A 13644-nucleotide genomic window follows, 5' to 3' on the forward strand; every position below is an offset into this window, starting at 1 on the left:
AGGGCATTATGCGTTTAAGCAGTTTAAAACTTTCCGGCTTTAAATCTTTTGCAGATAGTACAACTTTAAATTTTAAGGCGAACCGCACAGCAGTGGTTGGCCCAAACGGTTGTGGCAAATCCAATGTAATCGATGCGATCCGCTGGGTGATGGGTGAATCAAATGCCCGTCAGCTACGTGGTGGTAGCATGCAAGATGTTATTTTTACAGGAACATCCAAGCGCAAGCCCGTTGGTGTGGCCAGTGTTGAGCTACGCTTTGATAATACCTATGGCAAATTGGGCGGGGCTTATAATGCTTATAATGAATTAGCCGTTCGCCGTCAGGTCACTCGTGAAGGGAAGTCCGAATATTTCTTAAATGGTACTCGTTGCCGCCGTCGTGATATTACCGATATTTTCTTGGGAACAGGCCTAGGGCCGCGTTCTTATGCAGTGATTGAACAAGGCATGATTAACCGTTTGGTTGATGCCAAGCCAGAAGAAATGCGTGTGTTCATTGAGGAAGCAGCGGGTGTTTCTCGTTATCAGGCGCGTCGACGCGAAACATTGCAACATCTTGAACATACCGAGCAAAACCTTTCACGTTTAGAAGATATTGCGCTTGAGTTAAAATCGCAGCTTAAAACGCTTAAACGCCAGTCAGAAGCAGCAGTTCAATATAAAACGTTAGAAAGCCAGATTCGTACCCTAAAAATTGAAATTTTGTCCTTTCAGGCAGATAAAAGCGTACGTCTTCAAGAAGAATATACCGTTCAAATGAATGAACTGGGTGAAACTTTTAAATTGGTTCGCTCAGAGTTAAGTACGATTGAACATGATTTAGAATCAACCAGTGCTTTATTTCAGCGACTTATTCAGCAATCTTCACCACTACAACAAGAATGGCAACAAGCTGAAAAAAAACTGTCTGAACTGAAAATGACTCTAGAGCAAAAACAGAGTTTATTCCAGCAAAACAGTACGACTCTCGTTCAGTTGGAGCAACAAAAAGCCCAAACTAAAGAACGTTTACAACTTTCTGAATTGCAACTCGAAACACTGAATAATCAACTAGAAGAGCAAACCGAAGCTTTAACTGGAATTGAGCATACTGCAACGGAAGCTGAACAAAGCTTTGCTGATTTACAATCTCAGCAAAAACAAGCACAGCAGCAGTTTGAACAAATAAAAGCTCAGGTTGAAAAACAACAGCAGCAAAAAATGCAGATGGCAGCTCAAATTGAACAGTTGGGTAAAAATATTCAGCGACTTGAGCAGCAAAAAGAAACATTGCAACATCAAGCAAGCCAAATTCAATCTCATGTTCATGAAGAAGAGCAGGGTGAGCTTGAGCAATTACAACAACAGTTATGTGGCGAAATAGCGACGCTTGAAACTGAAATTGAGCAACAATTGCTAAGTTTAGAACAATCTCAACAGCAACATCAGTTAAGTAAAAATCAACATCAAACTCTGAAAACCGAAATTCAGGTTTTATTATCAGAGCAGAAAAATTTAAGCCAACTTGTTGCAAAGCAAAGCCCAAAGCAACATCAAGATACGCTACGTTTAATGCAGGCTCTAGAGTTAACAGAGCAAGGTAAACCACATGCGCAGATTGTTGAGAAGTTTTTAGCAAAATGGTTACAAGCTCATATTCTTGAGACTGAACAAGTCTTTCAAGAAGGAGTTGCTCGCCAGCTAAAACCTTCAGAGCAAACAAGTAAATTTAAAGGTAACTTGGCTTGTTTAAATGACTGGATTGCATCGCCACAACTATCAATATTTTCAAATGTAGCGATTGCACAAGATTTGACTCATGCTTTGAATGAGCAAAAACAGCTGGAACATGGTCAATCTATTTTGACCTTAGATGGCTATCATGTTGGGCAGGACTGGGTGATTGCCCTTATGTATGATGACGAGAGTCAAAGTGCACAAGGTATGCTGAGCCATCGCATTCGTCTAGATGAAATCGAACAAACTCTTGAAAAGCAACAACCTGAATTACAAGCATTAGATCAAATTGTAATACAGCAAAAGGATGAGTTAGGGCAATTACAGGCTGATGTGCAGCACAAACAGCAAGTTGTGAAACAAAAACAAAAAGACTTGCAACAGCTGGATGTACAAATTGCTAAACAGCAAACCGCAGCACAAGCATTTTTATTGCAAAAACAACAATTGAAAGATCAGTTAGCTCAACTAGACATGCAGCTTGAAGAAGATGCTATGCAAAAAGACGATCTTGAAATTGATTTGCATGCTCTAGCAATCAAACTTGAAACCATTTTACCTGACTATAAAACTTTGCAATTTCAGGTAGAAGAGTTAACAGAGCAGTTAGAAGAACAGCAACAAGCTCTACAACATCAGCAGCAAGAACGTGAAATTTTACGCCGTAATAGCACGCAGACTACTCAACAGATTGAGTTGCTTGAAAAAGATATCTCGTTCTTGCAGAGCCAATATCAGCAAATTGCAGCTCAAATGGAACAAGCGAAAAAGTTTGTTGACCCTATTCAATTAGAGTTACCAAATCTTGAGTCGGAATTTCAGCAACAATTTGCTCAAACTGAAAAGTTGCAAAAGAACTGGAATGAATGGCAGCTTGAACTCAATAGTGTGCAAGAAAAGCAACAAACACTGACAGATCAGCGTCATCAATATCAACAAAAAGATGAGCAGCTTAGAGAACAACTTGAACAGAAACGGTTAGCATGGCAAGCAGCTAAGTCAGACCATGAGCATTATCAAGAACAGCTTAAAGAGCTAAATGCCGAACTCCAAAAAGGCTTACAAATAGATTTAACCGAGCATCAGCAGAAACTGGAAAAAGTACATAAACAGTTTGAAAAAATCGGTGCGGTTAACCTTGCCGCTTCCCAAGAGTTTGAGGAAGTTTCTCAACGTTTTGATGAGCTGAGTCACCAGATTCAAGATTTGGAAAATACGGTAGCTCAACTAAAAGATGCAATGAAAAGCATTGACCAAGAAACCCGTAAGTTATTTATGACAACTTTTGATCAAATTAATCAAGAGTTGCAAAATCTGTTTCCAAAGGTCTTTAATGGTGGAGAGGCGAGTTTAAGTCTTGAAGATGACTGGCAATCTGGTGTTAAACTGATGGCAAGACCGCCGGGTAAAAAAAATAGTTCTCTAGCATTACTTTCCGGTGGAGAAAAGGCTTTAACAGCGTTAGCATTGGTATTTGCAATTTTTAGATTAAATCCGGCACCGTTTTGTGTATTAGATGAAGTGGACGCACCACTCGACGATGCGAATGTTCAGAGATATTGTAATTTGGTAAAAGAGCTTTCTGAACATGTACAATTCATTTACATTACACATAATAAGCTGGCGATGACCATGGCAACTGATTTGTTGGGTGTGACCATGCCTGAACCGGGTACATCAAAATTAGTCACTGTCGATTTAGAACAGGCAAAAGAATACGGGTTAGTTTCGGAGTCATAGAATGGAAATCAATACGATTATTGGCATCGTTGTTGCCATTATAATTATGCTAATTGGCTTAAAAATGATTTTAAAAAAGCCAAACCATGCTGAACCCTCATTAGACAGTGATTTACATATTAATCCTGATAGTAATCAACCAGTTATACCTAGACATGTGAGAGACCAGCTTGAAAAAACTGAAGCTGAATCTGTAGCGGTGACTAGTGCTGAGCGAGTAGAGCCGACTTTAAGCGGAGCTGCACCATCACAAGTTCCTGAAACAAAACTGTCAGAAATTGAGTCTGTAGAACCCGCTAAAACAATTCAAACTGAACAAACCCCACCAGTTGTTGAAAATGCTTCTGTAGAAGAAACTAAGGCTGAAGAAGAAGTAACAAGCTCTACTATTACCACAAATGGTTCAGTTGAGTTGGTCGATGCAGTTTCTGTGAAACCGGAAGCTGAAGCTTTAGCAAAAGAGAATCTGGAAGCTGAAAGCGAAAAAACTGAGCCTGAGTTGAGTTTAAACCCGAATATTGAAACTGCCAAAATTGCTGAATTTGAAGGCGAGAGCAATATTCTGGATGTGCATTTACATGAACAGCAACGCTATGATGATGAAAGTGCATTAGCGATGGCTGAGCAGATTATTGCGCTAAATGTTTATCCAAACCCTCGTCGTGCATTGTCTGGCGATAAAGCACTTAAAGTGCTGTTAAAATATGGTTTACGTTACGGCGAAATGTCATGTTTCCATCGTTATGAAAATACTGATGAGCCGAGTGTACTCATGTTCTCTGTATTGCGTATGACAGACAATGGACCAGCTGGATTTGACCTTGAAACTTTATCTACCGAACAAGTTCAAGGGTTGGCATTTTTCCTTGCGCTTCCAAACAGTAAAGCCGTGACTGGTTTTGATATGATGGCGAGTATTGCAGGTCTAATTGCTCGCGAAATTGATGGCAAAGTTTACGATGAGAATAATCTTGAATTTACGCCACAGTTAAAAGAGCACTGGCGTCATCATGTGATTGATTATCGTCCGGCACAGGCGACTGCCTAGTTTTAATTTTTTACGTTCGTTGCGATAATTGCAACATATCTAGTCGCAGCTCAGGGTGGAGAAATTTCCACCCTTTTTTATGGTGAATAACATAATGGCAACAACTTCCGTGATCGAACAGATGCGTCAGCTTATTCAACTGATTGCAAAGCATAACCATGCCTACTATGTCATGGATCAGCCGACAATCTCGGATAGTGAATATGATCATTTATTTCACCAGTTAAAAGCTTTGGAAGAGCAATATTCTGACCTTGTTCAATCAGATTCACCGACAACCAAAGTAGGTGGACAAGCACTCTCTAAATTTCAAAGTGTGACTCATGTGGTTCCGATGCTTTCTTTGGGGAATGTTTTTAATCAGGAAGACTTGTTCGCATTTGCTCGTCGTGTTGAAGAGCGTTTGCCTAATCAAAAAGTACAATATGAAGTCGAATTAAAACTTGATGGTCTTGCGATTTCACTCTGGTATGAAAATAGTGTCTTAGTACGTGGCGTTACACGTGGTGATGGCGAAACTGGAGAAGACATTACCCAGAATGTTAAAACGATTCGTAATTTGCCTAAAGTGTTGCATTCAGATCATTTTGAAATTCCACGTTTGTTAGAAGTACGCGGCGAAGTACTTATGCCAAAGTCTGGCTTTGAAAAACTCAATGCCGACCAAGAAGCAAAAGGTGATAAAACATTTGCGAACCCGCGTAACGCAGCAGCGGGTAGTTTAAGACAACTTGATCCTAATATTGCTGCTGGTAGACCTTTAGCATTTTATGCTTACGGTATCGCTCAATGTGAACCTAATCATGGCTTAACTACCATGCACGATAGCCTACAATGGCTCACAAAACTTGGATTTGAAATTGCGGAACGTCAATATCTGTGTGATTCAATTCAAGAAGTACAGCAGCGTTACGAACAAATTCAGCAAGAACGTCCAGATCTACAAGTTGAAATTGATGGGATGGTCGTAAAGGTTGATGACTTAAGACAGCAGCAACAACTTGGGTTTTTAAGTCGTGAGCCACGTTGGGCAACAGCCTATAAATTTCCTGCACAAGCTGCATTAACTACGGTTGATCAAATTGATTGGCAAGTCGGGCGTACAGGTACTTTGACCCCTGTAGCGCGTTTAAACCCTGTATTTGTGGGTGGTGTTACGGTTTCTAATGTAACCTTACATAACATTGGTGAAATCCATCGCCTTGATGTACGTGTTGGCGATACAGTCAGTGTTTACCGCACAGGCGATGTTATTCCTAAAGTAGAAAAAGTTTGGCCAGAGTTTCGTTCACCTGACGCTGAAATTGTACATTTACCAGAAAGCTGTCCTGTTTGTGCTTCACCGGTCGTAATGCCTGAAGGAGAAGCTTTAGCACGTTGTTCTGGTGGGCTTTATTGTGCTGCCCAGCGAATTGAAGCGATTCGCCATTTCGTATCACGTAAGGCGATGGATATTGAAGGTTTAGGTGATCGTTGGGTAGAGTCCTTATTACATCTCGATTTACTTAAAGACGTGGCTGATATCTATCATTTGCATGAACACCGAGAAACTTTACTTGGTATTGAAAAAATGGGCGAGAAATCGGTACAAAATCTAATTGATGCCATTGAAGCCAGTAAAAAGACGACTCTTGCGCGTTTTATTTATGCCTTAGGAATTCGTGGGGTAGGTGAAACAACAGCTAGAATGTTAGCCAATACTTTCCAAACTTTGGAAGCGCTTAAAGCTGCTGATGTTGAAGCTTTAAAGAAAACTCCAGATGTCGGTGATATTACCGCAGAATGGATAGCAGACTTTTTCTTGGCACCGCACAACATTGAAGTGCTTGATCGCCTAATAGCAGCAGGGATTCATTGGGATGCGCCAACAGCACCAACACGTCAACCGTTAAATGGCGAAAGCTGGGTGTTAACGGGAACATTAGAGCAAATGACCCGTGATCAGGCAACTCAAATGCTGCAAGCATTAGGTGCGCGTGTAAGCGGTAGTGTATCAAGTAAAACTAAATGTGTTGTTGCGGGCGAGAAGGCAGGTTCTAAATTAGAAAAAGCAGCAAAACTTGGTATTGCAGTTATGAATGAGTCTGATTTCTTATCACTTATGGCGAGGTATGGACAGACTTTAAGCGAATAGATCTACCGAAATAAGAACCATTGATTTTAGTTACAAATTTATAAATTGATGGTTTGTGCCTTATTTTAACGCTTGTCTGAGCTAATAAATCGGACAAGCATTTCTTTTTGCAGAGAAAATTTAAATAACTTAAACTGCAAATGCGTATGTTTCTCATTTTAATTTGATAAAAATCATAAACTTAACTATTTTTTGTTTTGCAATCACTTTTAAGATTGCCCATAATAGTTCTCATACGATAGGAGATTTATTATGCGTGGCAATCCAGAAGTCATAGACTATTTAAATATGCTCATTGGCGGAGAATTGGCAGCCCGTGATCAATATCTAATCCATTCTCGTATGTATGAAGATTGGGGTTTAAATAAAATTTATGAACGTATTGATCATGAGATGCAAGAAGAAGCTTCTCATGCTGATGCGATCATTCGCCGTGTATTATTTTTAGGTGCTAAACCAAACATGCACCGCGAAGATATCAATGTTGGTACAGACGTTGTATCTTGTTTAAAAGCGGATTTGGCCCTTGAATATCACGTCCGTGAAAAGTTAGCGACAGGTATCAAACTTTGTGAAGAGAAGGGCGATTACATTAGCCGTGATATGTTGCGTCAACAATTATCAGATACTGAAGAAGATCATACATACTGGTTAGAAAAGCAATTACGTTTAATTGAGTTGATTGGCTTACAAAATTATATTCAATCTCAAATTTAATAAAAGAACCCAGCTCAGGCTGGGTTTTTTATTGGCTTATTTTAATAAAATTAACTCATCACTTAAATGTTAATTATGTCAAATTGAACATATTCAAAGCTTTACTACATAAGGCTTTGGTAGTTACAAAAAAGTCAGAAAATTTGTATCACACCCCCTGTTTTTTTTATGAAATTGGATATAATTTCGCCAACAAAACCCTTGCCTAGAAATTTAATGAGGCAAGGGTTTTTCTATGGAAAATCGGTTGGTATGGATCGCCAATGATTTTATGGTGAGTTCGCGAAATATGTTATTTACCAAACCTGCTGTTTTAGATACAGCTACTCTCCTAAGCACACAGCGTCTTGCAACACGACTAAGCTTTTTTAGCTTAGGTTTTGCAACCGCAGCTTGGGCACCTCTTATTCCTTTTGCACAGCAACGTTTAAATCTAAATCATGCCGATTTTGGTTTACTTTTGCTTTGTATGGGTATTGGTTCAATGATTGCTATGCCTGCCACTGGTGCTTTAGTCAAGCGCTGGGGATGTCGTCCATTAATTGGTTTGGCATTGATGCTTTTAATGGTTTTATTGCCTAGCCTTACGATGTGGAGCAGCATTGTGACCATGGCTGTAGCATTGTTTATTTTTGGATCGGCAGCAGGATGTCTTGGAGTAGCTATCAATTTACAAGCAGTGGTTGTAGAAAAGCATAGCTTGCGAGCTCTTATGTCTAGCTTCCATGGAATGTGTAGTTTGGGTGGCTTAACAGGCGCTATGCTTGTGACTGCATTATTGGCAATGGGTCTTTCTCCATTAATGAGTACGTTATCAGTCGTTATGATTTTACTTGTTATTGGTGGTGTTGCGATTCCATCTTGTTTAACGTCTTTTGAACAGGATGAAAAACCACATGAAGATACAACTCAAGCACCGAAAAAATTTTATCGTCCCGATGGTATTATTTTGCTTATTGGTATGATGTGTTTTATCGCCTTCTTATCAGAAGGTGCGGCAATGGACTGGGGTGGTATTTATTTAACAAGTAAATATCAGCTTAACCCTGCTTTTGCTGGCTTAGCTTATACTTTCTTTGCGCTTAGCATGACTACTGGACGTTTCGCAGGTCATGTCTTGCTTAAGCAATGGGGCGAAAAGAATATTGTAACTTATAGTGCAATTGTGGCTGCGATTGGTATGGCTATTATTGTGACTGCGCCAGTCTGGCAAGTGGTTATATTAGGTTATGCACTGTTAGGGTTAGGCTGTTCTAATATTGTGCCCGTGATGTTTTCTCGGGTTGGTCGACAAAACAATATGCCTAAAGCAGCAGCACTTTCTTTAGTATCAACGATTGCCTATACAGGTTCATTAAGTGGGCCAGCTTTAATCGGTTTAATTGGTGAATGGACGGGTTTAAGTACGGTTTTAACAGGTGTCGCTGTATTGCTATTTGTCATTGCTTTACTTAACCGTTTTACATTAATAAAGACAAATTAATTTATAAATAATAATCACCAAATAGCGAACCTCGAGAAATTAAATTTCTCGAGGTTCTTTTATTTAGATTTATAGAGCCTGATAAATAGATTGATAATTATCTTGTAATAAGCGCTGAGGCTTCATTAGTAAAGTTGGTGTCTTTTCTAAATCATCCAAGAAATTGTTTCGCCAATGGGTAAGATCAGATGATGTTAATCCTTCTATCAATTGCTGGTAACGATTGATACGCTCAGTTTTAGACATTTCTAAAGCCATTTTTAAAGCATCCATCATCGCCGCTCTATCTTGTGGATCAACAATCAAGGCTTGAGTCATCTGCTCAGCAGCACCAGCATATTTAGATAAAATGAGTACGCCCGGATTTTCTGGGTCTTGGGCTGCAATATATTCTTTAGCGACTAGGTTCATACCATCGCGTAGCGAACTGATCCAGCAAATATCTGAATGGCGGTAAATGTGCATAAGATTATGGTGTTGAACCGTGTCATAGCAGCAATCTACAGGTCGCCAGTCTTCATGTGCAAACTCTTCGTTAATTAACTCGAGCTTGGTTTTAAAACGTTGGAATAAACGCTGATAAGCTGGAATATCAGTACGAGAAGGTATTGCCACTTGAAGATGACGAACTAGACCATGATATTCAGGACTGGTTTCCAAAAAGGTTGCAAATGCATTAAATCTTTCGAGCAAGCCTTTCGAATAATCAATACGATCAACCCCGATAATTGTTTTTTGACGTGGTATTACCTCAAAATTAAACACAGAAGAGGTCGCCAAATCTTGTTGGGCTTGCTTTTGTATAATTTCGGGCTGAACACCAATTGGGTATGACTTAATTAATATTTGACGTTTCTTGTAGCTAATACTGTTACTTTGTATTTTCTGAGCTTCAAGTAAATTTAGGCAAGTCTGCATACATGCATTTTGATCGATTTGGGTTTGTAAACCAATAACATCATATTGACTCAAGTCTTGAATTAATTCTCGGCCCACTGGAATTTTGCGCCAGATATTGAGGCTAGCAAATGGTATATGTAAAAAGAAACCAATTTTATTTTGCATGCCTAATTCACGGCAGTAACGCGCTACACTAAAAAAGTGATAATCGTGTATCCAAATAAGATCTTCAGGTTGAGCAAGCTGTTTTAACTTTTCAGCAAACAAACGGTTGACCTTTTGGTAGGTGCTATATTCTTGCCCATCATATTCAATTAGATCTTCGCGACTATGCATGGCTGGCCAAAGAACCTTATTTGCAAAACCACAGTAATATTGCGCATATTGTTGATGAGTAAGAGGGCAGGTAATGTAATCAATCCCTTGAGAAGAGGCTTGTTCAAACTCTGGCGCTTCGCTATCAGTAATTTGCTGACCATTCCAGCCTAACCAAATACCATTACTATCATTCAAAGCGTCTTGTACAGCCACGGCGAGGCCACCAGCTGAAGCTTTACCTGATGGCATACTTATCCGGTTCGATAATACGATTAATTTAGACATATTTTTTCTCCATTCTGATTTTGGCTATTTTTGACATATAAGCTTTTTATTTTGTTTTGAAATAAAAAAAGAAAATTCGCGACATTATCAATATCTTTTAATCTATATTTAGCTTGTGTTTCACCGGAACCCACTTTAATCGTGAGGCCAGATTGCTGATTAATAAATACAAAACCTGATTCATCTGTTAAATCATCGCCTATAAAAATAGGGAATACGGAAGGTAAATTAAGATGATTTAATATGGTTTTAATTGCTTTACCTTTATCAGCTTGATTTGGAATTAACTCAATAACAAATTTTCCTTTATTTAATTTTAATTGAGGATAATTAGAGCTAATCTGTTGCATAATATTAATAGCATGATTTTCTAAATCAGGATTTTTACGATAATGTAAAGCAATAGAATACTTCTTATCCTCAATTAATAACTCAGGGTATTTTTCGCAAGATTTTTGAATATCTTGTTTTAATTTTTTAAAATTAATTTGACTTAAATCTGGTCGAATATAATTGTCTGAATCAAGACAAATATCTAAACCATGTAAGCCCGCAATAGGAACTTCAAGAGGATATAAGAGCTTACCAGCTGTATTGATATCACGACCCGTTACAGCAATAACAGGTATATTTAATTCAATAATTTTTTTTATAACTTCTAATGTAGTGTTTGGAATAAAACTGTGCTCAGGATTAATTTGAAAAGGCGCTAATGTCCCATCAATATCCAAAAATAAACAATAATTTTTATCTAAGGATAAGGTGTTTATAATATGATTGGGTGTAACAAAATATGTACTTTTTTCTCTCCCATCAGATATTGTATTTTGACTGTTCATATTAGCCTTCCCAATATTTTTTGATCAATAATTATTCTTCTAACATTAAAATGAATTGATGAGTCATTTCTTTTAATAAAAAAACATAAGTATTAACATTAATTACATTGCATAATGGATTTATAGGCGAAGTGTGGAGTATGTTGTTTTTTGATTAGCTTCAATGTTTAGATAATTAAAGTTTTGTATATTTAATATGAATAATGCAGGTCTTATTTATCAATATATTTCAGAATATTAACGTATTATAAATGCTTGATTTTATGATTTGAAAACTGTTTTTAATATTGATTTTAAAAGATATTTTAAATCAATATTATTATATAATCTTTATAAAATCGGTTTTGGATAGGCATATGAAGTTACAAAATAAAATTTTATTAATTACAGGTTGGGGAGTAGGAGTGGAACCTTTGCAGCCTCTCAAATTGCACTTGGAAAAAGTAGGGTTTGAGACACAACTTATTAATATTTTTAATGTTTTAGAAAGTAATTTCCAAGCACAGCTGGACTTGGTGGCTTGGGCTGATGTAGTCATAGGCTGGTCTTTAGGGGGACAGTTAGCAACTCAACTGGTTGATATTTTTTATACGCAAACAGGGCAGACTAAAACATTAATTACACTAGCTTCAAATCCTTGTTTCGTTGCTAACGATAATTGGCAACCTGCAATGCCTATTGCTGTATTCACTCAATTTAAATCTTCTTTTTTTCAAAACCCGCAAGCCACTTTAAAACGTTTTTATTATTTAATTACACTCGGTTCCATTCAAGCGAAACAAGACTGGATGAGTGTACAAAATATAGCAAATCCTCCGTCAAATGAACTTTTAATAGAAGGTTTGCAAATGCTTGAACAACTAAATTTGGTAAATAACTTAAAAAACTATGCTGGCCGACAACTTCACCTGTTTGCTGAGCAAGATAATGTCATTCCTTGCAAAATTATCGAAAAATTTGAGGAGATCGTGACAGAAAACATGAATTATAAAGTACTAAAAGGCACTACTCATGCTTTTCCATACCTAGAAGTAGATCGAACAATTGAAGAAATCTGCCAATTTTTAACAATTCATCAGCAAAGTTAATAAGCTTTGATTGATCTCGCAATTTTCTTTCATTCTTAACAGGTTTAACATGTGCTAAATGAGAGATTTAATTGCTGTAAAAGGGTAAATAGGATGACCGATAATTTTGATTTAGAACATATTTGGCATCCTTATACTTCAATGACCCAACCGTTGCCAACCTTTAAAGTTAAACGTGCCTATGGGGCAACGATTGAACTCGACGATGGTAAAACTTTAATTGATGGTATGTCATCTTGGTGGTGTGCAATTCACGGTTATAACCACCCTGAACTCAATCAGGCAGTGACAGATCAATTACAAAACATGTCACATATTATGTTTGGTGGGTTAACCCACGACCCTGCCATTGAGTTGGGTAAAATCCTTTTAAAAATTACACCGCCAAGCCTCGACAAAATTTTTTATGCAGATTCGGGATCGGTTGCCGTTGAAGTTGCTTTGAAAATGGCTGTGCAATTCTGGACAGCACAAGGCCAACCTCAAAAAACAAATTTTATTACTACACGTTCTGGTTATCACGGTGATACATGGAATGCGATGTCTGTTTGTGATCCAGTAACAGGCATGCATCAGATTTTTGGTACAAGTTTACCAAACCGCCTTTTTGTAGCAGCACCGCAAACCAAATTTCATGAAGAGTGGAACCAAGAAGATATTGCTGAGCTAGAAAAATCTATTCAGCAAAATCATGAAAATTTTGCTGCACTGATTATTGAGCCAATTGTACAAGGTGCAGGGGGCATGCGCTTTTATCACCCAGAATATTTGCGTCAGGCTAAAGCACTTTGTGAAAAATATAACCTGCTTTTAATTTTCGATGAAATTGCCACTGGTTTTGGTCGTACTGGCAAGCTCTTTGCGTGGGAGCATGCCCAAGTTGAGCCAGATATTATGTGTATAGGTAAGGGCTTAACAGGCGGCTATATGACCTTATCTGCTACCTTAACCACAAAGCATGTTGCAGAAACTATTAGTCGCGGTGAGGCTGGGGTATTTATGCATGGCCCAACTTTTATGGCCAATCCACTTGCCTGTGCCGTTGCCTTGAAAAGTACGCAATTGTTAATTGAGCAAGATTGGCAGGCCAATATTGAGCGAATTGAACAACAGCTTAGCCAGTATTTAACGCCTTTAAGTCAGCTTGATTATGTTGCCGATGTACGAGTGCTCGGCGCAATTGGTGTAGTAGAACTCACCTTTAATGTTGATATGAAAACCTTACAGCAACAATTTGTAGACCGCGGAATCTGGATCCGTCCTTTTGGAAAATTGGTTTATGTGATGCCACCGTATGTCATCACGCATCAAGAGTTAAGCAATTTGCTCGAACAATTGGTTGAAGTTGTTCAAACAATGCAGGGAGCGAATTAA

Annotated in this window: 9 protein-coding genes; 7 read left to right on the plus strand and 2 right to left on the minus strand. The window is 38.2% G+C overall.

Features of this window, described 5'->3' with window-relative positions; genetic code table 11:
• The first annotated feature begins 8 nt into the window (after positions 1 to 8).
• From smc to KTI79_RS13580, 5 genes are all read left to right on the plus strand, one after another.
• Positions 9 to 3458, plus strand: coding sequence for a chromosome segregation protein SMC (gene smc / locus KTI79_RS13560; protein ID WP_032055831.1), 3450 nt, complete (start codon positions 9 to 11; stop codon positions 3456 to 3458).
• Between the two features lies 1 nt (position 3459).
• Positions 3460 to 4506 carry a cell division protein ZipA C-terminal FtsZ-binding domain-containing protein gene (locus tag KTI79_RS13565; protein WP_086375847.1) on the plus strand — a complete coding sequence of 349 codons (1047 nt, stop codon included), beginning with the start codon at positions 3460 to 3462 and terminating at the stop codon, positions 4504 to 4506.
• Positions 4507 to 4600: 94 nt separating this feature from the next.
• Positions 4601 to 6640 (plus strand): NAD-dependent DNA ligase LigA, encoded by a 2040-nt coding sequence (ligA, locus tag KTI79_RS13570; RefSeq protein ID WP_032055833.1) that lies wholly within the window; start codon positions 4601 to 4603, stop codon positions 6638 to 6640.
• Positions 6641 to 6892: 252 nt separating this feature from the next.
• Positions 6893 to 7357 carry a bacterioferritin gene (gene bfr, locus KTI79_RS13575; protein ID WP_001214863.1) on the plus strand — a complete coding sequence of 155 codons (465 nt, stop codon included), beginning with the start codon at positions 6893 to 6895 and terminating at the stop codon, positions 7355 to 7357.
• 289 nt (positions 7358 to 7646) lie between these two features.
• On the plus strand, positions 7647 to 8840 hold the full coding sequence (locus KTI79_RS13580; protein ID WP_079284406.1) for an MFS transporter: 1194 nt from the start codon (positions 7647 to 7649) through the stop codon (positions 8838 to 8840).
• 69 nt (positions 8841 to 8909) lie between these two features.
• Here KTI79_RS13580 and KTI79_RS13585 read toward each other — a convergent pair whose 3' ends face one another.
• Positions 8910 to 10343 carry a trehalose-6-phosphate synthase gene (locus KTI79_RS13585; RefSeq protein ID WP_032055835.1) on the minus strand — a complete coding sequence of 478 codons (1434 nt, stop codon included), beginning with the start codon at positions 10341 to 10343 and terminating at the stop codon, positions 8910 to 8912.
• Positions 10331 to 11182, minus strand: a complete 852-nt coding sequence (otsB, locus tag KTI79_RS13590; RefSeq protein WP_143225016.1) for a trehalose-phosphatase — start codon at positions 11180 to 11182, stop codon at positions 10331 to 10333. Before otsB ends, KTI79_RS13585 begins: the two co-directional genes overlap by 13 nt.
• A 356-nt stretch (positions 11183 to 11538) precedes the next feature.
• Between otsB and KTI79_RS13595 the strand changes: the two genes are divergently transcribed.
• Both KTI79_RS13595 and bioA read left to right on the plus strand, forming a co-directional pair.
• On the plus strand, positions 11539 to 12270 hold the full coding sequence (locus KTI79_RS13595) for a hydrolase (protein WP_086375846.1): 732 nt from the start codon (positions 11539 to 11541) through the stop codon (positions 12268 to 12270).
• A 93-nt stretch (positions 12271 to 12363) separates the two neighbouring features.
• Entirely contained in the window at positions 12364 to 13644 is a 1281-nt protein-coding gene (bioA, locus tag KTI79_RS13600; protein ID WP_086375845.1) for an adenosylmethionine--8-amino-7-oxononanoate transaminase, read from the plus strand.

It is taken from the genome of Acinetobacter sp. WU_MDCI_Abxd143 (genome assembly GCF_025514195.1).
GTDB classification, from domain to species: Bacteria; Pseudomonadota; Gammaproteobacteria; order Pseudomonadales; family Moraxellaceae; genus Acinetobacter; species Acinetobacter pittii_H.

Excerpts from the sequence above, each read along its gene's own strand:
- KTI79_RS13585 (WP_032055835.1), bottom strand. The coding sequence starts at position 10,343 with ATGTCTAAATTAATCGTATTATCGAACCGGATAAGTATGCCATCAGGT.
- ligA (WP_032055833.1), top strand. The coding sequence starts at position 4,601 with ATGGCAACAACTTCCGTGATCGAACAGATGCGTCAGCTTATTCAACTG.
- KTI79_RS13565 (WP_086375847.1), top strand. The coding sequence starts at position 3,460 with ATGGAAATCAATACGATTATTGGCATCGTTGTTGCCATTATAATTATG.
- bioA (WP_086375845.1), top strand. The coding sequence starts at position 12,364 with ATGACCGATAATTTTGATTTAGAACATATTTGGCATCCTTATACTTCA.
- KTI79_RS13580 (WP_079284406.1), top strand. The coding sequence starts at position 7,647 with ATGTTATTTACCAAACCTGCTGTTTTAGATACAGCTACTCTCCTAAGC.
- bfr (WP_001214863.1), top strand. The coding sequence starts at position 6,893 with ATGCGTGGCAATCCAGAAGTCATAGACTATTTAAATATGCTCATTGGC.
- KTI79_RS13595 (WP_086375846.1), top strand. The coding sequence starts at position 11,539 with ATGAAGTTACAAAATAAAATTTTATTAATTACAGGTTGGGGAGTAGGA.
- otsB (WP_143225016.1), bottom strand. The coding sequence starts at position 11,182 with ATGAACAGTCAAAATACAATATCTGATGGGAGAGAAAAAAGTACATAT.
- smc (WP_032055831.1), top strand. The coding sequence starts at position 9 with ATGCGTTTAAGCAGTTTAAAACTTTCCGGCTTTAAATCTTTTGCAGAT.